Origin of the sequence: Cyanobium sp. L1E-Cus (genome assembly GCF_024345755.1) — a bacterium.
Taxonomy (GTDB): Bacteria; Cyanobacteriota; Cyanobacteriia; order PCC-6307; family Cyanobiaceae; genus Cyanobium_A; species Cyanobium_A usitatum.
In genome coordinates this window covers 231,313-255,480 of record NZ_JAGQBS010000004.1, presented here as the reverse complement: position 1 = coordinate 255,480, position 24,168 = coordinate 231,313, and the positions used below count along the sequence as shown (strand labels likewise).

The 24,168-nt window shown below is 62.2% G+C and carries 26 protein-coding genes and 1 pseudogene; 15 read left to right on the top strand and 12 right to left on the bottom strand.

The window, feature by feature from the left end:
- Positions 1 to 445 (bottom strand): annotated as a pseudogene (locus KBZ22_RS05920) (photosystem II q(b) protein); the annotation flags it as partial.
- 371 nt (positions 446 to 816) lie between these two features.
- On the opposite strand from KBZ22_RS05920, the gene cysK reads away from it, so the two are divergent.
- The 3 genes from cysK to KBZ22_RS05905 are packed head-to-tail and all read left to right on the top strand — an operon-like array spanning position 817 to position 4,422.
- Positions 817 to 1,803 carry a cysteine synthase A gene (cysK, locus tag KBZ22_RS05915; protein WP_255021384.1) on the top strand — a complete coding sequence of 329 codons (987 nt, stop codon included), beginning with the start codon at positions 817 to 819 and terminating at the stop codon, positions 1,801 to 1,803.
- Positions 1,804 to 1,809: 6 nt separating this feature from the next.
- A complete protein-coding gene (locus KBZ22_RS05910; protein ID WP_255021383.1) occupies positions 1,810 to 2,844 on the top strand; it encodes a cation-transporting P-type ATPase in 1,035 nt (344 codons plus the stop codon).
- Positions 2,845 to 2,856: 12 nt separating this feature from the next.
- Positions 2,857 to 4,422, top strand: a complete 1,566-nt coding sequence (locus KBZ22_RS05905; RefSeq protein ID WP_315858597.1) for a cation-transporting P-type ATPase — start codon at positions 2,857 to 2,859, stop codon at positions 4,420 to 4,422.
- Here KBZ22_RS05905 and gorA read toward each other — a convergent pair.
- From gorA to KBZ22_RS05880, 4 genes are all read right to left on the bottom strand, one after another.
- Positions 4,419 to 5,762: a glutathione-disulfide reductase gene (gene gorA, locus KBZ22_RS05895; protein WP_255021382.1), complete on the bottom strand. Its 1,344-nt coding sequence runs from the start codon at positions 5,760 to 5,762 to the stop codon at positions 4,419 to 4,421. The two genes, KBZ22_RS05905 and gorA, sit on opposite strands and share 4 nt — an antisense overlap.
- Before the next feature lie 192 nt (positions 5,763 to 5,954).
- Positions 5,955 to 6,293, bottom strand: coding sequence for a P-II family nitrogen regulator (locus tag KBZ22_RS05890; protein ID WP_254941649.1), 339 nt, complete (start codon positions 6,291 to 6,293; stop codon positions 5,955 to 5,957).
- 12 nt (positions 6,294 to 6,305) lie between these two features.
- On the bottom strand, positions 6,306 to 7,757 hold the full coding sequence (locus tag KBZ22_RS05885) for an ammonium transporter (RefSeq protein WP_254999753.1): 1,452 nt from the start codon (positions 7,755 to 7,757) through the stop codon (positions 6,306 to 6,308).
- A gap of 463 nt (positions 7,758 to 8,220) precedes the next feature.
- Positions 8,221 to 8,739: a phycocyanin subunit beta gene (locus KBZ22_RS05880; RefSeq protein WP_255021381.1), complete on the bottom strand. Its 519-nt coding sequence runs from the start codon at positions 8,737 to 8,739 to the stop codon at positions 8,221 to 8,223.
- Between the two features lie 93 nt (positions 8,740 to 8,832).
- Here KBZ22_RS05880 and KBZ22_RS05875 point away from each other — a divergent pair, with 93 nt between their 5' ends.
- From KBZ22_RS05875 to KBZ22_RS05860, 4 genes are read left to right on the top strand one after another with little or no spacing between them, the layout of a single operon-like run.
- A complete protein-coding gene (locus tag KBZ22_RS05875) occupies positions 8,833 to 10,089 on the top strand; it encodes a glutathione S-transferase family protein (RefSeq protein WP_255021380.1) in 1,257 nt (418 codons plus the stop codon).
- 49 nt (positions 10,090 to 10,138) lie between these two features.
- On the top strand, positions 10,139 to 10,672 hold the full coding sequence (locus tag KBZ22_RS05870; RefSeq protein ID WP_255021379.1) for a DUF2808 domain-containing protein: 534 nt from the start codon (positions 10,139 to 10,141) through the stop codon (positions 10,670 to 10,672).
- A 17-nt stretch (positions 10,673 to 10,689) separates the two neighbouring features.
- The gene (locus KBZ22_RS05865) at positions 10,690 to 11,346 is read left to right on the top strand and encodes a M23 family metallopeptidase (protein ID WP_255021378.1); all 657 of its coding nucleotides are present in this window, start codon (positions 10,690 to 10,692) and stop codon (positions 11,344 to 11,346) included.
- A gap of 16 nt (positions 11,347 to 11,362) precedes the next feature.
- A complete protein-coding gene (locus KBZ22_RS05860; RefSeq protein WP_254941654.1) occupies positions 11,363 to 11,641 on the top strand; it encodes a DUF427 domain-containing protein in 279 nt (92 codons plus the stop codon).
- A 46-nt stretch (positions 11,642 to 11,687) separates the two neighbouring features.
- Here the strand turns inward: KBZ22_RS05860 and KBZ22_RS05855 are convergent, their stop codons facing one another.
- The 3 genes from KBZ22_RS05855 to KBZ22_RS05845 form a co-directional block, all read right to left on the bottom strand.
- Entirely contained in the window at positions 11,688 to 11,924 is a 237-nt protein-coding gene (locus tag KBZ22_RS05855; RefSeq protein ID WP_106502412.1) for a hypothetical protein, read from the bottom strand.
- A 103-nt stretch (positions 11,925 to 12,027) separates the two neighbouring features.
- Positions 12,028 to 14,196: a glutamine synthetase III gene (locus KBZ22_RS05850; RefSeq protein WP_255021377.1), complete on the bottom strand. Its 2,169-nt coding sequence runs from the start codon at positions 14,194 to 14,196 to the stop codon at positions 12,028 to 12,030.
- A 124-nt stretch (positions 14,197 to 14,320) separates the two neighbouring features.
- The gene (locus tag KBZ22_RS05845) at positions 14,321 to 14,716 is read right to left on the bottom strand and encodes a Hepatitis C virus core protein (protein ID WP_255021376.1); all 396 of its coding nucleotides are present in this window, start codon (positions 14,714 to 14,716) and stop codon (positions 14,321 to 14,323) included.
- Positions 14,717 to 14,768: 52 nt separating this feature from the next.
- On the opposite strand from KBZ22_RS05845, the gene arsS reads away from it, so the two are divergent.
- The 4 genes from arsS (at position 14,769) to KBZ22_RS05825 (ending at position 17,506) form a co-directional block, all read left to right on the top strand.
- A complete protein-coding gene (gene arsS, locus KBZ22_RS05840) occupies positions 14,769 to 15,782 on the top strand; it encodes an arsenosugar biosynthesis radical SAM (seleno)protein ArsS (protein WP_255021375.1) in 1,014 nt (337 codons plus the stop codon).
- A gap of 134 nt (positions 15,783 to 15,916) precedes the next feature.
- Positions 15,917 to 16,324 carry a PilZ domain-containing protein gene (locus KBZ22_RS05835; RefSeq protein ID WP_255021374.1) on the top strand — a complete coding sequence of 136 codons (408 nt, stop codon included), beginning with the start codon at positions 15,917 to 15,919 and terminating at the stop codon, positions 16,322 to 16,324.
- Complete coding sequence (locus KBZ22_RS05830) at positions 16,321 to 16,914, top strand: hypothetical protein (RefSeq protein WP_255021373.1); 594 nt, start codon at positions 16,321 to 16,323, stop codon at positions 16,912 to 16,914. The genes KBZ22_RS05835 and KBZ22_RS05830 overlap by 4 nt, the downstream gene beginning before the upstream one ends.
- Positions 16,915 to 16,984: 70 nt before the next feature.
- Positions 16,985 to 17,506 carry a LexA family transcriptional regulator gene (locus KBZ22_RS05825; protein WP_254941659.1) on the top strand — a complete coding sequence of 174 codons (522 nt, stop codon included), beginning with the start codon at positions 16,985 to 16,987 and terminating at the stop codon, positions 17,504 to 17,506.
- Between the two features lie 89 nt (positions 17,507 to 17,595).
- On the opposite strand, the gene KBZ22_RS05820 is transcribed toward KBZ22_RS05825, so the two are convergent.
- From KBZ22_RS05820 to KBZ22_RS05805, 4 genes are all read right to left on the bottom strand, one after another.
- Positions 17,596 to 17,919 (bottom strand): hypothetical protein, encoded by a 324-nt coding sequence (locus tag KBZ22_RS05820; RefSeq protein ID WP_254961733.1) that lies wholly within the window; start codon positions 17,917 to 17,919, stop codon positions 17,596 to 17,598.
- Between the two features lie 1,030 nt (positions 17,920 to 18,949).
- The gene (locus KBZ22_RS05815; RefSeq protein ID WP_255021392.1) at positions 18,950 to 19,300 is read right to left on the bottom strand and encodes a hypothetical protein; all 351 of its coding nucleotides are present in this window, start codon (positions 19,298 to 19,300) and stop codon (positions 18,950 to 18,952) included.
- 101 nt (positions 19,301 to 19,401) lie between these two features.
- The gene (locus KBZ22_RS05810) at positions 19,402 to 19,749 is read right to left on the bottom strand and encodes a YgaP-like transmembrane domain (RefSeq protein WP_315858596.1); all 348 of its coding nucleotides are present in this window, start codon (positions 19,747 to 19,749) and stop codon (positions 19,402 to 19,404) included.
- Between the two features lie 18 nt (positions 19,750 to 19,767).
- Positions 19,768 to 20,904, bottom strand: a complete 1,137-nt coding sequence (locus tag KBZ22_RS05805; RefSeq protein ID WP_255021372.1) for a rhodanese-like domain-containing protein — start codon at positions 20,902 to 20,904, stop codon at positions 19,768 to 19,770.
- Positions 20,905 to 21,006: 102 nt separating this feature from the next.
- Between KBZ22_RS05805 and KBZ22_RS05800 the strand changes: the two genes are divergently transcribed.
- The 4 genes from KBZ22_RS05800 to KBZ22_RS05785 are packed head-to-tail and all read left to right on the top strand — an operon-like array spanning position 21,007 to position 24,064.
- Positions 21,007 to 21,345: a helix-turn-helix transcriptional regulator gene (locus KBZ22_RS05800; RefSeq protein WP_255021371.1), complete on the top strand. Its 339-nt coding sequence runs from the start codon at positions 21,007 to 21,009 to the stop codon at positions 21,343 to 21,345.
- 47 nt (positions 21,346 to 21,392) lie between these two features.
- The gene (locus tag KBZ22_RS05795) at positions 21,393 to 22,943 is read left to right on the top strand and encodes a carboxypeptidase M32 (protein ID WP_255021370.1); all 1,551 of its coding nucleotides are present in this window, start codon (positions 21,393 to 21,395) and stop codon (positions 22,941 to 22,943) included.
- A 30-nt stretch (positions 22,944 to 22,973) separates the two neighbouring features.
- Positions 22,974 to 23,561 carry an inorganic diphosphatase gene (locus KBZ22_RS05790; RefSeq protein ID WP_254941664.1) on the top strand — a complete coding sequence of 196 codons (588 nt, stop codon included), beginning with the start codon at positions 22,974 to 22,976 and terminating at the stop codon, positions 23,559 to 23,561.
- Between the two features lie 14 nt (positions 23,562 to 23,575).
- On the top strand, positions 23,576 to 24,064 hold the full coding sequence (locus KBZ22_RS05785) for a L,D-transpeptidase (RefSeq protein WP_255021369.1): 489 nt from the start codon (positions 23,576 to 23,578) through the stop codon (positions 24,062 to 24,064).
- The last annotated feature ends 104 nt before the right edge of the window (positions 24,065 to 24,168 follow it).

Sequence of the window (24,168 nt, the reverse complement as noted above, 5' to 3'; positions counted from 1 at the left end):
CGCTGTAGGCAACGCAGATCCAGGGGCGCATGCCCAAGCGGTAGGAAAGCTCCCACTCGCGTCCCATGTAGGCGTAGATGCCGATCAGGAAGTGGAAGACCACCAGCTGGAAAGGACCACCGTTGTAGAGCCACTCATCGAGGCTGGCGGCTTCCCAGATGGGATAGAAGTGCAGGCCGATGGCGTTGCTGGAAGGAACAACAGCACCGGAGATGATGTTGTTGCCGTACATCAGGGAGCCGGCTACGGGCTCACGGATGCCGTCGATGTCGACAGGGGGTGCGGCGATGAAGGCCACGATGAAGCAGATGGTGGCAGCCAGTAGGCAGGGGATCATCAGCACACCGAACCAGCCCACATAGAGGCGGTTGTTGGTGGAGGTGACCCAGTCGCAAAACTGGTTCCACGCAGAAGCGCCTTGGCGCTGCTGAATAGTGGTTGTCATGAGAACGAGAAGAGGTTGTTCCAGAGGAACGGGTATGGAAGGTGGCAAGCCACCAGACGGAATCCCGTCGAGCGCAAGGACATTGCGTAACAGGACTGTAACGGAAGATTGCGGGATTAGTGAGAAGGCCGGCCGGGAGGCGCCAAAGCCCTGCTGATGAATCCCATAAGTGCTGCTTATGTTGGGGTGCGGTAGGGCCCAATCGGGTCAACCCCAGGGGCCAAGCCCAAGGCCTTGCGTGAGGCATCGAGTTGGCTCACCGACTGCAGATCGATGTTGTTGACCACAAGGCCTGTAAATACCGGCTAATTCCTGCTGTTCGCTTGGCAGAGCATCCCTAGGGTGCGCCAAGAGAATGGCTCCCCAAACGGATGACGAGCGTCTACGCCGACCACAGCCTCACCATCGGCAAAACCCCCCTAGTGCAGCTCAATCGGGTCACCGAGGGATGCAAGGCCCGCGTACTGGCCAAGATTGAAGGCCGCAACCCTGCCTTTTCGGTGAAGTGCCGCATCGGCGCCGCCATGATTTGGCGAGCCGAGCAGGAGGGACTGCTGGGACCTGGCAAGGAGCTGGTGGAGCCCACCAGCGGCAATACCGGCATCGCCCTGGCTTTCGTGGCCGCCGCCAAGGGGATCCCCCTAACCCTGACGATGCCGGAGACCATGAGCCTGGAGCGCCGCAAACTGCTCACGGCCTACGGCGCCCACCTCGTTCTTACTGAAGGAAGGATGGGTATGCCCGGCGCCATCGGCGCTGCCAAGGAAATGGCAGCCTCCGACCCCGACCGCTACGTCCTTCTGCAGCAGTTTTCCAATCCGGCAAACCCCCAGATCCACCACGACACCACCGGCCCCGAAATCTGGGCCGACACAGACGGCCAGGTGGACGTACTCGTGGCGGGTGTGGGCACCGGAGGCACCATCACTGGCGTCAGCCGCTACATCAAGGGAACCCTGGGCAAGCCGCTGGTTTCGGTGGCAGTTGAACCCGTCAACAGCCCAGTGATCAGCCAGGCCAAGGCAGGGCAGGAGCTCAAGCCCGGTCCCCACAAGATCCAGGGCATCGGCGCTGGCTTTGTGCCCGCAAACCTCGCTCTGGACCTGGTGGACCGGGTCGAAACCGTTAGCGACGAGGAGGCGGTGGCCATGGCCCGCCGGCTGATGAAGGAAGAGGGAATCCTGGCGGGCATCTCCTGTGGTGCCGCAGCCACGGCCGCCCTGCGGCTAGCCCGAGAGGAGGCCTACGCCGGCAAAACCATCGTGGTAGTGCTGCCCGACTCAGGCGAGCGCTACTTGAGTTCTGTTCTCTTTGAAGGGGTGTTTGACGAGAAGGGCCTTGCCCCACGATCTAGCTAACCCGCCATGCAGCTCTCTGCTAGCCAGCCGATCTGGAGCCTCCCAGCGCAGGCAGTGCCGGCAGCTCTGCAGTGCACACTCCAAGGCCTTAGCGACTCAGAGGCCCAGCGGCGGTTGGAGCGGTTTGGAGCCAATCGCCTCCCAAGCCAGCGCCGCCGTTCCCTGCTGCTGAGGTTTGTCGATCAACTGGTGCACTTCATGGCCCTGCTGCTCTGGGTGGCTGGCGCCCTGGCATTTGCAGCGGGCACGCCCCAGCTGGGCTGGGCTATTTGGGCAGTAGTGCTGGTCAACGGCCTGTTTTCCTTCTGGCAGGACTACCAAGCCGAGCGCACCCTGGCGGCGCTGAAGCGATCCCTACCCCGCCAGGTGCGGCTCTGGCGCAACGGTGAACTCACCGAGCTAGATGCCGAGCTGCTCGTGCCGGGCGACCGAATCCTGCTGGAGGAGGGAGACCAGGTGCCCGCCGATGCGCGCCTGATCCAGGCCAACGAACTGAGCCTGGATCTCTCGGTGCTCACTGGCGAATCCCAGCCAGTGGCGCGCCATGCCGATGCCATCGACTCACCTCCGGCAGGCAAAGTTGTTCTGATCCCGACCCGGGAACGGGCCAATCTGGTTTTGGCGGGCACCAGCGTGGCCGGCGGTCGCGGCGAGGCCATCGTTTACGCCACCGGCGGTGAAACTGAATTCGGCCATGTGGCCCACCTCACCGCCGCCACAACCAGGGGCATCAGCACCTTGGAGCAGCAGGTGGGCCACATCGTGCGCACCATCACAGCCATCGCCTTAATCATGGGGGCGATCACCTTCAGCCTCAGCCTTCTGTTTGTGGGGATGGGTCCCCTCGAAAGCCTGGTGTTCGCTGTGGGAATCATCGTTGCCAACGTGCCCGAGGGCTTGCTGCCCACGGTCACCTTGGCCCTGGCGATCAACGTGCAGCGCATGGCCAGTCAGAAAGCACTGGTGCGGAGGCTTGCAGTCGTGGAGACCCTCGGCTCGGTAAGCGTGATCTGCAGCGATAAAACCGGCACCCTCACCTGAAACCGCATGGCGGTGGAGGAGATCTGGCTGCCCCAGGCAGCCGAGAAGCAAGTGATTGATCGAGGTGGAGAAGCCGAGCTGTTGCTGGCGGCCTGCCTTTGTTCAAACGCCCAGCTCAAAGCCAGCGGTGACGGCAGCCGAGCCCTCGGCGATCCCACTGAAACGGCCCTGCTGGTGGCAGCCCAGGCTCGAGAGCTGGGCCTCGAGGTGCATCAGCAGCGCCATCCCCGCAGCCGGGAGTTGCCATTTGATTCCCATCGGCGCCGAATGAGCGTGATCGTGGCCACCGAGGCCGGCCTGCAGCTGATCACCAAAGGGGCACCCCTGGAGCTGCTGGAGCGCTGTAGCCCAGAGGGCCGAGCCCAGGCAGTGGCCGCCAACGACGACCTTGCATGCCGCGGCTACCGCGTCATCGCCGTGGCCCAGCGCCGGCTCGAGGCCGCGGAGGGGCAAGCCCCAGCCGATCAACTGGAGCAAAAGCTCAGCTTGTTGGGCTTGATCGCGCTCTACGACCCGCCCCGGCCGGAGGTGCCTGAGGCGATTCGCCAGTGTAACCAGGCTGGGATCAAGGTCACGATGGTGACTGGCGACTACGGCCTCACCGCCCAGGCCATAGCGCGCCAGATCGGCCTGCTGGATATGCCGGCCAAGGGCGACAACCACCCCCAGGCCGATCCGGTGCGGGTGATCCAGGGCGACCAGCTCGAACTGATCAGCGATGTGCACCTGCGCCAGTTGCTCAAATACCGCAACCGGCTGGTGTTTGCCCGGATGGCCCCGGAGCAGAAGCTGCGGCTTGTGCAGGCCTACCGCTCCCTCGGCGAAGTGGTTGCAGTCACTGGCGATGGAGTTAATGATGCCCCGGCTTTGCGGGCGGCCGATGTGGGCATAGCTATGGGCCTGGTGGGCACCGATGTGGCAAGGGAGGCCGCCGATGTGGTGCTGCTAGACGACAACTTCGCCACGATCGTCACGGCTGTGCGCTTTGGCCGCGGGGTTGTGGCCAACATTCGCAAGTTCCTGCCCTACGTGCTGGCTAGCAACGTGGCCGAGATGGCTCCGTTTCTAGCCATGGTGACCGTGCAAATCCCGGCGGCCCTAACCGTGCTGCAAATCCTGGCGGTGGATCTGGGCACCGATTTACTACCCGCCCTAGGGCTAGGCGCCGAGGCGCCCGAATCTGGATTGATGCGCCAACCGCCCCGGCGCCGCTCGGCGCCGCTGCTGGATCGGCCCCTGATGCTGCGCGCCTATCTGGTGCTGGGCCTGAGCGAAGCCGTGGTGTCGATGACGGCCTACCTGCTCAGCTGGCAGCAGCAGGGTGTGGGGATGGCCTGCCGCAGTGAGCATCGCTCCGCCTTCGTCAACTTGGTGCAGCAGGGCTGGCGCCGCAATCCCCTGCTTTGGCTTGGCATAGCAGCTGAAATTCTCTTCACAGCGCTATTGCTCTATTGGCCGCCCCTGGCGCGGCTAGCGGCGATGGTGCCAATTGACAGCCGGGCCCTGCCGATGATCTTGCTAGCGCCACTTGTGGTGATGCTGGCGGATGATTGGCGCAAAAGCCGGCTCCCGGCCTAGTTCGGCATGGTCACAAACTCCTCGGCAACCGAGGGGTGCAGGGCCATGGTGCGATCAAAGTCGGCCTTGGTGGCGCCCATGCCAATGGCGATGGCTGCCATCTGGATAATTTCAGCGCTGTGCTCGCCGACCATGTGGCAGCCCAGCACCTTGCCGCTTTCCAGCTCCACCACCAACTTGAGCAATACCCTGGGCCCCCGGGCCGGCAAGGCCTGGCTCATCGGCCGGAAACGGGCCCGATGCACCCGCACGCCCTCAGGGCCGTGGCGCTGGATCGCCTCCTCTTCGCTGAGCCCCACACTGGCCAACTCCGGCTGACTGAACACCGCACAGGCCACCAGGCTGTGGTCAACCTGGCGCGGGCTAGTGCCATAGACACTGTCGGCAAAAGCGCGTCCCTCATCAATGGCAACCGGGGTGAGGTTGATGCGGTCGGTGACATCGCCAACTGCATAGATGTGGGGCACGTTTGTTCGCTGCTCGCTATCCACCGGAATGCGATTGGCCTCAGTGGCGATAGCCGCTGCCTCAAGGCGCAGGCCCTCCAGGAAAGGGCGCCTGCCGGTGGCAAGCAACACCCCACCGCAAGGAATGATTTCGCCAGCCTCGGTGTGGACGCTGAGGTTGCCGGCACTGCCAGTGATAGCTGCAGGACTGTGGGCAAAGAGAATCTCAACACCCTCTTGCTCCATGCCCTCCTGGACCGCCTTGGCAGCTTCAAGATCAAAGCCCCGCAGTAAATGATTGCCGCGCACCAGCTGGGTCACTGCCACGCCAAGGCCATTGAGGATGCAGGCGAATTCACAGGCGATGAAGCCAGCTCCCACCACCACAATGCGCTCTGGCAGCTGCTCCAGCAGAAACATCTCATCGCTCACCCAGCCCAGCTCTGCCCCTGGAATCGCTGGCCGCTGGGGCCGCCCCCCCACCGCAATCAAGATGCGCTCGGCCCGCAGGCGGCGCTCGCCAACGGCAATGGTGTGAGCGTCTTCAAAGCAGCCCCAGCCGCGCACCAGCTCTACCCCCGCTTTCTCAACAAAGCCGAGGTGCAGCTGATTGAGACGATCCACCTCGGTGCGCACATTGGCCAGCAGGGTGCTGGGGTTGCGGCGAATCCCCTCGATTTCCCAGCCATAGCTGGCTGCATCTGCAAGCAAGTGTTTATAGGCGGAGCCATAAACCAGCAGCTTCTTAGGCACGCAGCCGCGGATCACGCAGGTGCCGCCCACCCGATCGCCCTCCACGATCGCCACCCGGGCGCCATGGGCAGCGGCCCGTTTGGCAGCAGCTAGACCACCCGAACCGGCCCCCAGCACGATCAGGTCGTAGGAGCTGTTCATGGGGCTTGGAGATGAAGGAATGGAGGTCCTCACGCTATGGCGTGAAGTCCTTGGGCGGAAGGGTGCTCCCCAGCTCAGCGACGAATCCAGGGAAGCTGGTGGCATTGTCAGCAGCCATAAAAAAGCCCCCCTGACGGGGGGCAGTTGAGGTGTCCCAGATGGGAACACCACATCAAATCAAGAGGTGGGTGCTCAGATCGCCGTGTCGCCGCGCTCACCGGTGCGGATGCGGATGGCTTCCTCAACGGGGGTGACGAAGATCTTGCCATCACCGATTTCGCCGGTTCGGGCGGCCTCGAGGATGGCAGTGAGGGTGGCTTCTAACTTGTCGTCAGTCACCACCACAACGATCTTGGACTTGGGTAGGAAGTCAACGGTGAACTCGTTGCCGCGGTAGCGCTCCACCTGACCCTTCTGTCGACCGAAACCGCGGACATCGACAAGAGTCATGCCGACCACATCGAGGCCGACGAGGGTTGTTTTGATTGCTTCCACCTTGGAAGGGCGGACCATTGCCGTGATCATTTTCATGGTGATTCAGCTTCAGTTGGTCGTGGGGTCGTAAGCCTCTTCCCCGTGGGCGACGAAGTCGAGACCACGTTCTTCCTGCTCAGGAGTGACCCGCAGGCCCACCGTGGCGCCAACGATCCAGAGAATGACCGCGGTGCCGATGCCGACAAACCCGTAGCTGATCAGCACGGCCTTGACGTGGGCCACGAACAGGGCGGTGTTGCCGCCGCTGGCGAGGATTGCTGCCGATTTGGGGAAGTAGTCGGCCGGCACCAGGGCAGGGATGGCTAGGGCGCCGGTGAGCAGGGCTCCCACCGTGCCACCTACGCCGTGGACGGCGAAGGCATCGAGGGAGTCATCAAAGTTGATGGCCGACTTCACCTGAACTGCGATATAGCAGGCGATGGAGGTCGCCGCACCGATGATTAGAGCCTGGGGCATGTAGACGAAGCCTGCGGCGGGGGTGATGCCCACCAGACCAGCCACGGCGCCGGTGGCGGCTCCCACGGCGGTGGGTTTGCCATCACGGAACCACTCAATCAAGCACCAGGTGAGCAGGGCCGTTGAGGCCGACAGGGTGGTGGTCAGGAAGGAGAAGCCGGCACCCTTAGCAGCGAAGTAGCTGGCGCCGTTGAAGCCGAACCAGCCGAACCAGAGCAGGCCTGCACCCAAGAGGATGAAGGGCACGTTGTGGGGAGGACGCTTGCTGCCTGGGAAGCCGCTGCGCGGACCCACAATCGCAGTGGCCACCAGAGCCGCCACGCCTGCAGCAATGTGAACAACTGTGCCGCCGGCAAAGTCGATGGCGCCGATCTCACCAAAGGGACCGATGTATCCACCGCCCCAAACCATCTTGCACATGGGGCAGTAGATGAACAGGCTCCAGAGCAGGGAGAACCAGAACCAGGCCTTGAAGTTGATCCGCTCCACAAGGGCGCCGGAAATAAGCGCCGGGGTGATGATCGCGAACATGCCCTGGAAAAGGGCGAAGGAGGAAGCGGAGATGGCGAAACCATCAGCTAGTGGAGCATCACCGAGCTCACCGCCCACGCCGTTGAGCCACATCTGGCCGAGACCACCGATGAAGGGGCTGCCGAAGCCGGTGTCGAAGGAGAGGGAGTAGCCGATCACAACCCAGACGACACCGATGAGCCCCATCAGGAAAAAGCTCATCATCATGGTGTTGAGCACGTTCTTGGCGCGGGTGAAGCCGCCGTAGAAGAACGCCAGGCCTGGGGTCATAAGTAGAACCAGGGCTGAACCCATCAGCATCAGGAGGGTGTCGGCGCCGTCGGTGGGGACCTTCGCCAAGGCTGCCTTGGCGGAGCCTGCCATCAGCGGCAGAAGGCCAGCACCAAAGGCGAGCAGCATCACGGCGTAACGCTTCAGTTCAGGCTCCTGAACCTTGGCGAGAAGCTGGGTGCGGAATCGATCAAAGACAGCGAGCGGGGTTGGACCGCCGCCAGCGATGGGGACTTGGGCCATGAAGGAAGGTGACCTCTAATGTTCACCAGGCCACAATCGTGCAGCGCTGCAGTCCTGTGGGTAGCAAATGACACCGTTCACGAGAACGCTGATCCCTTCCGCCCTGAGTTGGCTGGCAGCCCAATCTTGGGACGGACATCGCTGACTAGAAGCCGCCGGAGGTGCCGCCGAGGATCGACGGCAGAGTGGGTCTGGAGGGCTAACTGGGCAACTCCATGACTGGTCCTCAGATTTTTGTGATGTTGGATCCGTTCACGGTTAGATCGGTTCACGAGTTAGTTGTCTGCGGCTGAGTGAAACAATCCTTCGTGATTGATGCCCTGATGCTCACTATTGAGGTCTTCAGCTGAGCTGCCTGGCCCCATCCCTTGGCTCTTGATCTCCAGTGCAACCGGAAACCAAAAAACTCTCTGGGTGAGCTGTTGGGCTCCTCCCAGAGGGACATTGCTGGGCTTGTGCCCAATCAGCCGACTGCAGCAGCAGCGCGGTCGAAGTAGGTGCCAACTTCGGACATCAGGGCGGAGCAATCGCCAGGGGTGATGCCGTTGCGATCGTTAGCGATCGAGATAGCAGCGTCCTTCATTTTGCGAACGCCTTCTGCCACAGAAGCGCCAGGAACGCCGAGGGCGAGGTAGGTCTCACGCAGGCCGTTGAGGCAGCGGTCTTCCAGCACGGAAGCATCGCCAGTGAAAACGGCATAGGTGACGTAGCGAAGGATGATCTCCATGTCGCGCAGGCAAGCAGCCATGCGGCGGCTGGTGTAGGCGTTGCCACCTGGAGAGATCAAGGCGGGCTGCTGATCGAAGAGATCGCGGGCAGCGTTGGTAACGATGGCAGAAGCGTTGGAGGTGATGCGGTTCACCGTATCCATGCGCTTGTTGCTTTCGGCAACCATCGCTGCGAGGGCATCGATCTGGCCGGCGTTGATGAATTCGCCACGGGCATCAGCCTGGGCAACAACCTTGGTGAAGGCGTCGAACATTGGATCTCTGGTATGAAACTTCGCTCTTGAAAGTTAGTTAGGCCACCGAGCACCCCGCGAGCTCCTAGAACCAAGGCTGCTGCAGCGATAGGGATGGCGTCGACAGCCCAGGGAGTGCTCGATTGGCAAGAGCTCGAACGCTTCGGTGCGTCCCCAGCCGATCCAGTCAACGGTCCCACCAGCGCCCAGGCCCGGCTGCGTTTGTTTGGTCAGCCGGAGGAGGCAGTGCGGGTCACTCTTTTCCGCGACCACCATGCCTGGTGCCCCTACTGCCAGAAGGTGTGGCTTTGGCTCGAAGAGAAGCGGATCCCCTACCGGATTCGCAAGGTCACCATGTTTTGCTACGGCGAAAAGGAGGCTTGGTTCAAACGGCTAGTTCCTTCGGGGATGCTGCCGGCGCTTGAGCTCGATGGCCGCCTGATCACTGAGAGCGATCGCATTCTTGAAGCCCTCGAGGGGGCCTTCGGGCCCCTAGGGCCCGGCATGAACGACCCGGCGGTGGTGCCCCTGCGCCAGTTGGAGCGATTGTTGTTCCGGGCATGGTGCCAATGGCTCTGCAGCCCGGGGCTGCGGTCCGCCCAGGAGCAAGCTGCCAGGGCAGCTTTTCAGCGCATTGCAGGCAACTTTGAGCAGGCGCTCAGCCAGCAAAGAGGGCCGTTTCTGCTTGGCGAGCTAGGCACGGCTGATCTGGTGTTCGTGCCCTACGTGGAGCGCATGGCAGCAAGCCTGGCCTACTACAAGGGCTTTCTGTTGCGCAGCGAGCATCCGGCCATTGGCCGCTGGTTTGAGGGGCTGGAGCAGCGCCCCAGCTACCTCGGCACCCAGAGCGACTTCCACACCCACGCCCACGATTTGCCGCCCCAGATGGGTGGCTGCTATGCCAGCGGAGATGCCAACCAACAAGCACTGGCCACCCAAATCGATCGGGGCCCCTGGCCCTTGGGCAGTCCCGACCCGGAAACCAGCCAGGCCGAACCGGCCAATGCTGCAGCCTTTGCCCTCAGCCGGGTGATCAAGCACCGAGCGGCAATTCTTGGCCGCAGCCCCCTGGGAGCGGAAAACTTCGATGTCCCGCTCCGCACAGCTCTCACGGCCCTGATCCACGCCATGCCCCTGCCACCACCGGCGGGGAGCGCGGCAGCCCTGCGCTACCTGCGCGATCGCATCAGCGTGCCCCGGGACATGCCGCTGCATGCGGCCCGGCGCCTGCGCCAGGCCCTGGAGGCCACCGCCAGCCTGGATCCCGAGGGCAGCACGGCCCAAGGACAGCCGATTCCGGTGGCCCATCGCCGCGATCAGGACCCCCAGCCATTCCTGCGGGCCGCCCCTAGCGTTTTTCCAGCCACCTAACGCTCAAGTGCCTGTGCCCCGTCTTCGATGCGTCGCCCTCGGCTGGGCATTGGCCACGTGCGTTGCCGGGGGCCAGGGACTCTCGCCGCTTGCGATCCCCGCCGCTCGAGCCCTGGAACTCAAGGGGGCCACCTACTTCACCAAGGCTCCGTGGAAGGTTGATCTGGTGAGCTACTACACCACCGTCTGGCAGACCAGCGCCGAGTACTACTTCACGATCAGCCTCGATGCCGACGCCGGCGCCGCCCTCGGCGGCCTCACCATTCAGCAGACCCGCGGCGTTGATACCAGCTTTCCATTCTTTGTGGATCGCACCTCAGCCTTTTTGGGCCGGCCGCGCCAGCAGGGTCCCCGCGTGCCGGTGCAGGCCCAGTTCGATAGCGATGCGCGCCGCTTCACCCTCAGCTTCCCTGAGCCCGTTTCCCCCGGGGCCACGCTCACCGTGGTGCTCAAACCCTGGAACAACCCGGCTGTCTCCGACACCTACATGTTCCAGGTGACGGCCTACCCAGCCGGCCCCAACCCCTCGCCAGCTTCGCTGGGATTTGGCACCCTGCGGATCTACGACCCCGATTGGCGCTGAGCCAGATCCCCTGAGCCATGACCCACCGGAGCTGGCCCGTGCTGTTGCCGTTGTTTTTGGCAGCGGTTGTGGGCCAGTCGTCGCTGCGGGCCCAGACCGCTGAGCCCCAGGCTTTGCTGCCCGCGATGCCCCAGGATCTACCCCGCCAAGTGGCGGTGCCTGATGTGCGGCTCCCCGGATCGGAGGGATCTCTGGCCCGGGGCAACTTGCAGACATCAACACCGGATAACGCACCGCCGCCCCTGGCTTACCCGTTGGCCCAGCCCGCCGAAAGCCTGGACCCCTGGGGCTGGCGCTACTCGGAGCGCCGCTCGGCCTGGCGACTGCACACCGGCATTGATCTGGCGGCGCCGCAGGGCACGGTGGTGCTCGCCTCCCGGGCCGGACGGGTGCTGCTGGTGGAGTCGATCAGTGGCTACGGCACCACGGTGCTGCTGGACCATGGCGAGGGTTGGCAGACGCTCTATGCCCATCTGCACGACGCCATCGTGGTGAACGGCGTCTGGCTGGAGCAGGGGCAACCGCTGGGCATGGTGGGCATGACCGGCTCGGCGACGGGCCCCCATCTGCACTTCGAACTGCGTCGCCAGGGCGCCGAGTTGCTGGCCCTGGATCCCACACCCCACCTGCCGCCCCCATCCCTACCCCCGGTGCTTGCCACAATCAGCCCTTAATTGCGCCCCAAGACCCATGCAAGCCCAGTGGAATGGTCAGGTGATTGCCAGCAGCGATGACATCGTGAAGGTTGACGGCAACGCCTATTTCCCCGCCGCAGCCCTTGACCCCGACTGCATCCGCCCCTCCAGCCACACCAGCGTGTGCGGTTGGAAAGGCACGGCTCACTACTACGACCTGGTGGTAAATGGCCAGGTGAACGCCAATGCGGTCTGGTTTTATCCAGAGCCCAAGGAGGCTGCCGCCAACATCCGCGGCCGGGTGGCCTTCTGGAAGGGCGTGCAGGTGACCTGAATCAGCTGTCTCGCGCAACTCGAGAGAGGTGGCAGCAGCAAGGGATTCAGCAACCAGGAAATCGCAGGGTGCGCCAGTCGCCGCTGGCAGTACTCACTTCAACGCCAATCTCCACAGGGCCTGAGCTGCCACCGCAGTGGTCGTTCCACCAGCCCAGCGCTTCGCTCCATGCGGCATCGAGGGATTCGTAGAGGTCGTCGAGCACCGGATGGGGGGCGCCCTGACGATCGACTAGGCGGTAGATCCGCACATGGCTGGGGGATTGGGTGCGCACTGCTGGCATGTCTGGCTTCGCTGCTCTGCTCGTAATCATGGCCCTTGTGCCAGATCGAAACTGTCACCTTCACAACATCTTCCGGTGTTGCAGGTTGCTAGGCCGCCAGGCATCAACGTATGAACAGCATCTCCTGGTAGCTGGGCAGGGGCCAGAGGTCGTCGTCGACCAAGCCTTCCAGACCATCCACCGCCGAACGCAGGTCTCCGATTAGCGGCATCAGCCTATCGGCGCAGTGACGCATGTGGGCTTCGGTGCCGTGGGGCGCGGCATGTAGGGACTGATCGAGGCTCTCGCAACCGTTGTTGAGCTGCTCTAGCAGTTCGCCCAACTGATTGCGCAATTTGAGATTGGGATGCAGACCCATCGCCTGCTGCTCCTGTAGGGCCTGGCCCAGCTCGCCTAGATAGCGCACAGCCGCTGGATATACCTGGGTGCGAGCGATCTGCAGGGCCAGCTTTGCCTCCACTTCAATCGCCAGCACGTACTGCTCGGCGTACACCTCAAAGCGGCTCTCAAGCTCCACCGCACTGAGGACTCCTTGGCGCTCAAAAAGCTCGCGCACCTCCTGGCGCTGCAGCACTGGCAAGGCATCGGCGCAGGTGCGCAGGTTTTCCAGGCCACGCTCTTCGACAGCCAGGCGATGCCATTCGCTGGAGTAGCCGTCACCGCCAAACACGACGGAGCCGTGCTCGCGCATCACCTGCTGGAGCACGTTGAAGGCCGCTTCTCCTAGGGCGGTGCCGCTTTCGAGCTGGCTCTGCAGCCGATCGGCAATCCAGCCGATCGAATCGGCCAGCACCGTGTTCATCGCCACCAGGGGCCCGGCTACCGATTGGTTGGAACCAACGGCGCGGAATTCAAAGCGGTTGCCTGTGAAAGCAAATGGTGAGGTGCGGTTGCGATCGCCAGGGTCTTTGGTGAATTCCGGCAGGGTGTCCACCCCCAGGGTCATGACGCCGCCTTTGGCGGAACTCTGCAGGTTGCCCTCGCGGATCTGGTTGAACACGTCCTCGAGCTGGCTGCCCAAATACACCGAGATGATCGCCGGGGGAGCTTCATTGGCACCAAGGCGGTGGTCGTTGCCGGCGGTCGCCACCACAGAGCGCAGCAGTGGTCCGTAGCTGTGAACGCCGCGAATTACGGCGGCGCAGAACAGCAGGAACTGCAGGTTGTCATGGGGGGTCTGGCCGGGGTCGAGCAGGTTGCCCTGGGTGGCGTTGCCGATCGACCAGTTGACGTGCTTACCCGAGCCGTTGATCCCCGCGAAGGGCTTTTCGTGCAGCAGGCAGGAGAAGCCGTGCTTTTTGGCCGTGCTCTTGAGCACGGTCATGGTGAGCTGCTGGTGGTCGGTAGCGACGTTGGCGGCTTCGAAGTAGGGCGCAATTTCGAATTGACCAGGTGCCACCTCGTTGTGGCGAGTCTTGGCGGGAACGCCCAGGCGGTAGAGCTGCTGCTCCACGTCCTGCATGAACACCTGCACTCGCTCGGGGATGGCGCCGAAGTAGTGGTCGTCGAATTGCTGGCCCTTGGCGGGCGGGGAGCCAAACAGGGTGCGGCCAGCGAGGAGTAGGTCTGGGCGCAGGGCGACGAAGGCGTTGTCGACCAGGAAATACTCCTGCTCGGCGCCGCAGCTGGAGTTCACCGGAGCTACGTCGGTTTCACCGAGTAGACGCAGCAGGCGCTGGGCCTGTCGGTTCATAGCGGCGTTGGAGCGCAGCAGCGGTGTTTTTTTATCTAGGGCCTCACCGGTCCAGGAAACGAAAACGGTGGGAATGCAGAGGGTGACCCCATTGGGGGTCTGCATCAGGTAGGCGGGGCTGGTGATGTCCCAAGCGGTGTAGCCGCGGGCCTCAAAGGTGGAGCGGATGCCGCCATTGGGGAAGGAGGAGCCGTCTGGCTCCCCCTGCACCAGCAGCTTGCCGGTGAATTCGGTGATCACCCGACCATCACTTTTGGGCGAAATGAAGCCGTCGTGCTTCTCGGCCGTTGAGTTTGTGAGCGGATAAAAAACGTGGGCGTAATACAGCGCTCCACGACCGGTAGCCCAGGTCTTCATGGCGTCGGCCACGGCGTTGGCCAACGACAAATCGAGCTTGCCGCCCTCCCGAATGGTGCGCTGGATCGACTTAAAAATGCGTCCAGGCAAGGCCTCCTTCATCGCCTCAAGGCCGAATACATCGCTAGCCCACAGCTCATCGAAGGAAGCTGCAGCAGTTGTCGCCACCGGGCGTCGCCGCTGAATCTGTTGCAGGGCGGCGTAACGGTGCGAGCTGGGCATGGGATCGATTTAAAAACGCTTTATGGGGGCATCCAATGCGGCATTCCCGTCCGCTTATGTAGCCGTTGCTACAAAATAAACCCCGTGCTCGAGGGCTGGTGGCTACGGCGACAGACCGGCCAGCTCAGATCAAGTAGCGGCGAATGCTGGATCGACTCCAGAACACCAGCGCAGCAGTGGTAGCCGCCCAAAGCAAGCCAGACAGCACTGCGGTGAGCAATCGGCCCTCACTGAGCAGCGCCATGCGCACGATTCCGTAAGGCAGCCCCACCGCCAGGGCCATAGACAGGGCCACGATCGCCAGGATCTGTCCCCAGGCACGCCACTTGAGCAGGGCGATCGAGCCCACCAGGCCCACCACGGCCGTAGGCAGCACGGCACTGGCGCCCACAACGAGATTGGCCGTGCGCCAGGTTGGATCCAGCAGGATTACCGCCAGGCCGAGGGGAATGGCCAGGCCATTGGCCACCAATCCCAGGCGAGCCAGGGTCACGTAGCCGCGGGGGGGCTGCTGCAACATCGCAAACTCGGTTCCAGCGACTCACCATGCTCGTTCATGGGTAGGCGGCAGGATGGTGGTGTTCGCAAATGGACGGGGATTGCAACTCCATTACGCCCCGCCCCTAACAGGAGCCCAAGGGCCAGCAACGGCCTTCCCGCCGCTGCAGCGGGGACCCCTGACAACCCTGCAGGTGAACCTCGGTTACCGCTGTAACCAGGCCTGCAGTCACTGCCACGTCAACGCTGGACCATCCCGCACCGAAATGATGGATCCGGCCACCCTGGCCCTGATCCCGCATGTTCTGGCGGCTCGCCAGCTGAGCTGCCTCGACCTCACCGGTGGAGCGCCGGAGCTCCATCCCCAGTTCAGGGAGCTGGTGGTGGCTGCCCGCCAGCTTGGCGTCGAGGTGCTCGATCGCTGCAACCTCACGATTTTGTCGGAACCCGGCCAGGCTGATTTAGGCCGTTTCCTGGCGGATCAGGGCGTCACGGTGGTGGCCTCCCTGCCCTGCTACGCCGCCGAAAATGTTGATCGCCAGCGAGGCAGCGGCGTGTTTCAGCGCAGCATCGAGGCTCTACGTCAGCTCAATGCCCTTGGCTACGGCCAGCCAGGCAGCGGCCTAGAGCTGCAGCTCGTCTACAACCCCCAGGGGCCTGACCTGCCCCCTCCCCAAGCCCAGCTGGAGGCCGACTACTGCCGGGTGCTCGCCGCCGACTACGGGGTGGTGTTCACCAGCCTCTACGCCCTTGCCAACATGCCGATCCAGCGTTTTGCCAGCTGGCTTCAAGCCCAGGGAAAGCTGGAGGCCTACCAAGCCCTGTTGCAAAACAAGCACTGCGGCGCGAATCTCGAGCGGGTCATGTGTCGCTCCCTGATCAGTGTCGACTGGCAGGGCTGGCTTTATGACTGCGATTTCAACCAGCAGCTTGGACTGAACGCAGCTGGCCGGTCCAGGCGCCATCTTGGCGAACTGCTGGTCTGGGATCCGCAGGGAGATGGGGTGGCAGTGGCGGATCATTGTTTTGGCTGCACCGCCGGAGGGGGCTCCAGCTGCGGCGGTGCCCTAAGCCGCGCCGCGGGTTGAATACCTCCTGGCCAAGATAAAAATTTTCAGCCTCTTCTCAGTTGGTTTTTCGAGTCGCCTCAGTACAATGGGATCAAATTATTGGGTGATGTGAACACGCGGATGTTTGCTAATATTCGCCTGCATTTGACTTGATGCCGGATCCTTCCCCAAGGAAAGAGGAAAGGCACATCGTGCCCTCAATAAGCATGACAATTCAGATCGACTTTCATGTCGATCCGATTTCGTTTATTGGTCGCCTTTGGGATGTGAGCTCCTCTGGTGCCTGCCTGCTGTTTCCCATCCGCGAGCCTGTAGTGCCTGGTTTGGTCGGCACCCTCACGATTCAACACCCCATCTTCGGCGATCCGATCCGGCTGCGGGCCAGCTCCCTCTGGGTCGATCGGCTGGAGTCAGCCTCCTATGTGGGGGTGCGGTTTCTTGAAACCGTCGACTTCAACACCACCTTTTTGAAAGTGCTGATGCGCCGCAGCGGTGGCTACACGCCCGTGGGTAGTTTTGGCGATCTTCTCTCTGGCACGGCATTCGGCAGCTTCAGTTGAGCAAGCAGCACCTTCGCCCAGCCCTGCTGATGATCCTTGGGCTGGGCTGGCTGCTTGCCAACTCTGCCCAGGCCCTGCAGCGGCCGGTGGATCCAGTAGCGGTCTGCGTGGTGACCCCCCGGGTGGAGCCGGTGACAGAAGGTGATGCCATTGGCCTGGTGCCCACACCCAGGCCCCTGCTCGTAGTGGTCGAACCCCTGCTGGAGCTCCGCATCGAGCGCCAGGGCCTGCTGGTTTGGCAGCAGCTTGCGCCTGCCGGGCGCCCCTTCCGCGCCCCCCTGGCCTGGCCCCTGGCCCCCATTGCCCCCGGCGAGGTGGTGCTGCTGCGCCTGAGACCTGAGCAGGCGGCAGAGGGCAGCTTTGCCCAAGTGCAATTAGTGGGTGCGGACGCCGAGCGGATGGCCCGCACCGCGGCCCTGATCCTCTCCCTAGGCCAGAGCCCCCCTGCCTGGCTGGCAGCGATCGAAACGGCCCTGGAAGCAGGAGATGTGTCGCTGGCCTGGGCTCTGCTGTTTGAACCCCAGCTCCCCGATGCAGGCGATTTAGCCGCCCTGCGCAACGAGGTGGTGCGCAGGGGCTGCGGCGATTGAGCCGCGACCACAGCGCAAAAGGGTATAGGCGTACTATTTTGCGCTAGTGTGACGGCCTTCGGGGATTGCCATGGCGAGCGATCTGATCTGGCTTGGTCCCTTGCAGCCAGCGCATCACGACCTCGAGCCCCTGCTTTTGCCCCTGGCCGGCGAAACCGTGGCCGCAGGCTTTCCCAGCCCTGCCGATGACTACATCGAGGCAACAATCGATCTAAACGGAGCCCTGATTCCGCGACCGAGCTCCACCTTTTTGATGCGGGTAGACGGCGATGCCATGCGCGGAGAGGGCATTCATCACGGCGATCTATTAGTGGTCGACCGCAGTGTGGGTCCCCGTTCTGGCTCCATCGTGGTCGCCGTGCACGAGGGGCGCTTTCTGCTGCGGCGACTGGAGGGAACACCTCCCCATTGGCGCCTGGTAGCCAGCGATGCCACTAGCCCCGCCATTGCCTTGCAAGGCGACGATCCCGACCTGCTGATCTGGGGCGTGGTGATCCATGCGGTACATCACCTCTGGAAGCCATCGCCGCAATCGCGAGTCCGAGGAAGCGCCTTTAAGCGTTCACCAGAAGCCTTTGGAATAAAGCCATAGGCCTAGCAATCCCATTGGCACAAACACTGCGCCAAGGATCTGCAACTTGACGGTGCGCGGAGATGGCTGATTCGTACGGGGCATGGGGGTCAGGCTGAAGGGGAGAACAAAATCGGGCGATAGGTGGGCCGAGCAGCGGGCGAGAGGCTCCACTTCACCCGGCAGGTGAAGGTGGCGTATTCACCTTTGATGGCAGTTGAGAGCCGCATGGCCGTAGCGGTTGCATTGGCTGGCATGCGGTATTGGGCCTGATTGCAGGAGTCCACTTCAGAGACGTTCGACTTGTATTCAACGGTGCCACTGGTGGGCGCGGCCTTGGCGTCTGTTTGGCCAGCCTGGGCTGCGCAGGGTGCAAGCAGGGAAGCAGTAGTACAAAGGGTCAAAAGACAGGGAAATGCAGCAATGCGGCGCATGTCTAAGCGTCAAGGTCTTCCTGTAATAGCCGAAAAGACGCAGCCGCGCCTAGTCGAGCAGCCAGTGCGGCAACCTGGCCCAGCAACGCGCTTAGGGCGGTTCTGATCCACTCATGCACTAAAAGAGAATTGGAGTGCTCTCCGGTAGCCGTCGCCATTGGCGGGTAATTGCGGCTTCCCGTGGCCACCCGGTCGGTGCGAAAGGTGGCCAATTCTCTGCAACCCGAGCTCGCGATCGGCGCTATTTCGGCAGGAAAGGTTGCGGTATGGCGAAACGGCCAAGCAACTGGGCCAGCAAGTCGATTAACTCGAAATCCTGATGCTGGTGAAGCAACTTTAATCCGTGGGCATGTGGTGTGCAGCGTTTAATCAGCTCAAAGATCGCGAGGCGCTTGATCTTCTGGTGGCGGCAACACCCGATACGCTCAACTGAAATCACTGCTTGCCTTTGACCTCGAGATCGTGAGCACCCTTTTCCACAAGGTAGGAATTAATTGCCTCTTTTAAGACGGCACCAAGTTTCTTGCCCTCGAGAATGGTTAAAAGTTTTAAAGCCCGATGCTCCTCTATGGAGAGCTCAACGGTAATTCTTGGCATGATTGTGAAGGGACCTGAGCTGATGTGATAAATCTATGCCAATACTAGTGGAGGACGTGCAATCGGATATCAACACCTAAACGTCAATGCTTCACCACAGGATTGTGAGATAATGGACTGGGCCAAGGGTTGGATTGGTGAATTAGTGATTGAGAGCTAAGGCTAATTTTGCCAAAGCGTCCCGGTGTCCCAGAAGCGTCGCAGCATTCCAGGTTGCCAGGCCGTGCGGTGGCCACCTCCCCCGTTGGGTCAGTGCGGCCAGCCGTTCGAAAGCTGGATTCATTAAGGCTGGAGCTCTGGGAATAAATAATTGTCTTCAGGGCTTATCGGCCTCGCCAGCCAATGCAAAATACAAAGACTAAAAGGTTGCGAAAAGACAAAGCGGCCAGCTATTCAAGTAGGCATTTCTTCAGTGATGTTGGCGCCACCAGTGTCAGCTTTCAATATTGATCAACAACCCAAGCAGGGTCATCACCGCCATCAGCACGATCTGATCAAGGCGTGCATCTGGCACCAAGATATCTGCCAGAAGATGCAGTGTATTAGTGATTAGGTAAACTACACTTAGCCAAAAGTGCAGCCGCCTCAACAGCCGCCAGCGAATCCCTGGACCGATGGCTGAATCAGCGAAAGAGATCAGCACGATTGCCAGTAATGGCAGGAAAAAATAGCCGAGCATGGCACCAAGCAGCAGCGGCAAGGCTCCCAATGGGACTTGGCTGTTGATCTCGGGTGACTGCCCGTGGAATAAGGGCATCAAGCCCAAATCCACATGGAACAGCATGGCCAGCAACCAGGCAATCCAGAGAGTGATCAACCGCTGGGCATGATTTGTAGTGGAGCGCCTGCATCCATCCAGGTGTTATGGGCAAGCGCCTGCTGCCATCAAATCGAAACCCGGTTCCAGGGCATCAGGGCCAGCAGGCGGGCCATGCCACAAAAACCACTGATGCCAGCAAACACCAGGCCGACTCCCACCAACCAGCTGAGCAGAATCCAAGCCGGCGCCACCCAGCTGCCGAGGCCCAGACCGAGCAGCACCAAAGAGCCAGCGGCGATCTGAACCTGGCGCATCAGCGGCAGGGGGGCGTTGTTGAGCCTGTGCAGCGGCAAACCAGCCTGCTCCCAGCTGGGGATGCCGCCATCTAGATCGGCAAGGGGGCTGGTGTGCCCGTCTCGCACCAACTGGGCTAGGGCCTGGGCATTGAGACGGGTATCGAGGTCTGGTGTCATGACTGATAAGGAGGTTGATCAGTTGGAAGTGACGCCTTGCAGCGGGTAGCCCTCATCCGCCCAGCGGGCCAGACCGCCGTGGAGGTTTGCCACCTGGCGGAGTCCGGCCTTAAGCAACTGCTGGGTAGCCAGGGCCGAGCGGCTGCCGGAGTGGCAGACCACCACCACCGGTTGATTTACGGGAAGTTCGGAGATGCGACCTTCCAGTTCCGGCAGGGGAATCAGCAGGCTGTCCTCCACCCGACCGTCGGGGCCGCCATATTCCTCAGCCGAACGCACATCCAGCAAGGTGAGGCAATCACGGTGGGATGCCACCCAGGCGGGGGGAAGTTCGGGCAGGCCCGCATAGCTGCGTTGCAATGGCGCCCAACATGGGTTTGCAGCAGGGCTGGTGACGTCCTGATCAATGGGCTTGCCAGAGCGCATGTTGCCCGGCAGGGCTTCGGCGATCCTGTGGGGGTGGGGCAACTGCATGGACTCCATGTGACCAACGAAATCCCTTTCGGTGGCCATACCGCCCAGGCGGGCGTTGAAGGCTTTTTCTTCAACTACCGAGCTGACCGTGCGGCCCTCGTAGTCGTGCCCTGGATAGAGCAAGCAGGAGTCGGGCAGGCTGAAGAGTTGCTGGGTAATCGATGCCCAGAGGATATGGGGGTTGCCCTGCTGAAAGTCACAGCGACCGCAGCCCCGCACCAGCAAGGCGTCACCACTGAATGCCATCGACTGATCGTCGAGCACAAAACTGAGGCAGCCATTGGTATGACCTGGGGTGCTGCGCACCTCGAGCCAGCGAACACCAAAGGACAGCCGATCCCCGTGCTGCAGAGGCATGGTCACGTTTTTCGCCCTAGCGGCTGCAGCCAGGCCAATTGCACAGCCAGTGGCCTCGTGCAGCAGCCAGCTGCCGGTGACGTGGTCGGCGTGGGCATGGGTATCGAGGGAGGCCACCAGCTCGAGCCCCAGCTCACGGAGTAGGGCAAGATCGCGGCCATGGCGCTCAAACACCGAATCGATGATCACCGCCTGGCGACTGGAAACATCGCCTAGTAAGTAGGTGAAGGTGCCGGTCTGGGCATCAAAAAGCTGGCGGAAGAGCAGGGATCTCCCTCCAGCCGCTGCCCGCAGGTAGATCGGCGTAAACGGGGCGACAACCATCGCGGCATTGCAGCTTGCTATGACCATAGCCGCATAAAGGCGTCGCGTTCGGGGTTGGTCGGGGGAATGCGGCTTGCGACATAGCTGCGACATAATCAATAGATGGCTCATTCCAGCTCCATGCCGTCTCCCCAGTTGCTGGAGGAGTACTGCCAGTTTTTCCGTTTGCTGAGCGAGCCGGCGCGCCTCCAGTTGATTTGTCAGCTCAGGGCAGGGCCCATGGATGTGGCAGCACTGATCGAAGCCACTGGCTTCTCCCAATCCCACATCAGCCGCCAGCTCGGCCAACTGCAGCGGGCTGGCCTAGTGCGCTGCGAGCGCGATGGGGTGCGCACCATTTGGAGTGCCGAAGGCGCCTTGGTAGACGAGCTCTGCTCCTTGGTCCAGACCCGACTCAAGCGACGTCTCGAGAACCAGTTAGCCCAACTGCAATCAGCCTGAGCGCGCCGGGCCTGAAGTCGGAAGAATGGCCCTAGCAAAAGTTCCCCATGGCGCAGCCAAAATCGCCCCTAGATCAGCTGCAGGAGCATCTGCGCCAGAGCCAGCTGCTGGGCTCAATCAGCAGTGCCCTCTACTACGACCAGAACACGGTGATGCCGGCGGCCGGTGCCGAATGGCGTGGCGACCAACTGGCCCTGTTGGCCAGTCAGCTACACGAACGCCAGAGCAGCCCTGCTTACGCCGATCTGGTCGAGGCGGCGGAAGCCGAGCTGCAAGCCAGCACCCCGGCGGCGGTGCGCCGCAACTTGCAGCTACTGCGGCTTGAGCTAAATCGCCAGCGCTGCCTAGATCCCCAGCTAGTAGCCCAGATCGCCCAAGCCCAGTCGCGCGGCAATGCCATTTGGCAGGAGGCAAGGCGCCGCAGCGACTTCAGCATCTTTGCTCCGGCACTGGAAAGCCTGATCGGCCTCCGCCGTGAACAAGCGACCCAACTTGCCGCCGCTGAAGTTCAACACCGCAGCCCCTGGGAAATCCTGGCCCAGCCGTTTGAGCCCGACGTCAGCAAAGAACGGCTGCAGCAGCTGTTTGCCCCACTGCAGGACGAGCTGCCCGTCCTGCTCCAGCAGGCAGCAGCAACCCAGGTATCCCCCCTGCCAGAGCTACCCGAAGCCCTGCAGGAAAATCTCTGCACCGAGCTGCTCAACAGCTGGGGCTACAACCCGGCCTACTGCCAACGCTCCCGCTCGGCCCATCCCTTCTCCTGCACCGTGGGCCCCCAGGACTTCCGCATCACCACCAGGGTGGTGCCGGATCAGCCCCTCTCGGCCTTCCTTGCCACCGCCCATGAATGGGGCCACTCCCTATATGAACAGGGCCTGCCCCGCACGGGCAACCACTACTTCCCCTGGCCCCTGGGTGAGGCCACCTCGATGGGGGTGCACGAGTCGCAGTCGCTGTTCTGGGAATGCCGCGTGGGCCGCAGCCGCGCCTTCGCCGAACGCTGGCATCCGCGCTTCTGCACTGGCTTAGGGAGCGGTGGTGGCAGTGGCGGTGGCAGTGATCCCTGGGGTGGAGCCCACGGCTTCTGGCGAGGGCTCAATCCCCTGCGGCCCGGCCTGATTCGGGTGGAAGCCGACGAGCTCAGCTACTGCTTACACATCGTGCTGCGCTTTGAGCTGGAGCTGGCCCTGCTCGAGCAGGAGCTGCCGGTGGCGGAGCTTCCAGGTTTATGGAACCGCCGCATGGGCGAGCTGCTGGGCCGTACCCCTTCAAGCGATTCGGAGGGATGTCTGCAAGATATCCACTGGGCAGAAGGCCTGTTTGGCTATTTCCCCAGCTATGCCCTGGGCCATCTGATCAGCGCCCAACTCGCGGAAACCATGGAGCAGGAGCTTGGCGGCCCAGGTGCCATCGAGGCCGCGATCTCTGCTGGTAAGGAGAGCAGCCTGCGGGACTGGCTGGCCAGCAGGGTTTATCCCCTGGGCCGCAGTGTCAATGCGGAAGAGCTGGTGGAACAGGTGAGTGGCCAGAGCCTCAGCGCAGCAGCCTTCCTTAGCTATCTGCGCAACAAGCTGGAGCGCCTGCAGGCAGATACTTAGGATGCCGCTTAGCCACTCAAATTCCGCTTCATGGCGAACATCGACCACGCCCCGAGCCGCACGATGCTCAACCTGCTGCACGTGCTGCCGGCCTTCGCTGATGAAGCAGAGCTGCGCTTGAACGCGATCGTGGAGCTCAACTCCATGACGATCAACAAGTACGAACTGATCACGGAAACAGGCCACCTCAAGCTGGATCGCGTCGGCTACTCGTCGCTGGCCTACCCCTTCGCCTACGGCTGTATCCCCCGCACCTGGGACGAGGACGGCGATCCCCTAGATATTGAAATTGTCGGTGTCACCGAGCCCCTAGTGCCGGGATCGCTGGTGGAAGCTCGGATCATCGGCATCATGACCTTTGACGACGGCGGCGAGGTCGACGACAAGGTGATCGCCGTATTGGCCGATGACAAGCGCATGGACCACATCACCAGCTTCACCCAGCTTGGTGAGCAGTGGGTCACGGAAACCCAGTACTACTGGGAGCACTACAAAGACCTCAAAAAACCCGGCACCTGCAAGGTCAATGGCTTCTTGGAGCCAGCAGAAGCTGTGAGCATCATTAAGGAGTGCGAACGGCGCTATCTCCATATCATCGACGCCAAACTGGTTAACTAAGCGCCCTTATCACCATGGCTGACTACCTCAAACCGCTCTGGATTGCCGCAGCAGCCCTGGCGATGGCTCCGGCTTGGACCCCTGTCCAGGCCCAGAGCAACAGCCGGGAAATTGTGCTTCAGCTTGACAAGCGCACGATCAGCCTGCGTGAAGGCGGCAAGGTGCTGGGCAGTTGGCCAGTGGCGATTGGCGATCCCAGCACCCCCACACCAGTAGGGCGCTTCTCGGTCCAAAACAAGGTTGTTAATCCCAAATACCAGAGCACCAAAAGTGGCAAGATCAACGCCACCGTCGGCCCAAATGGCCCCTTAGGCGATCGCTGGCTTGGATTCCAGAAAAGCGGACTCAACCAGTACGGCATCCATGGCACGCCAAATGCTTGGTCCTGGACGGTGACATCACGCGCAGCCGTTACCAATGGCTGCGTGCGCATGCTCCACGAGCATGTGCGCTCCTTATTTGATCAGGTGGAAGTCGGTACGCCAGTAATCGTGCAGCGCTGAAGCCAGCCGATTGTCGGAAAATATTCTGGAGATAACCCCAGCTGCGGCCGCAAGTTGGGGTTATCGGCGTACCTTATAAGGCCAAAACAAGGCATGAGGCCTTT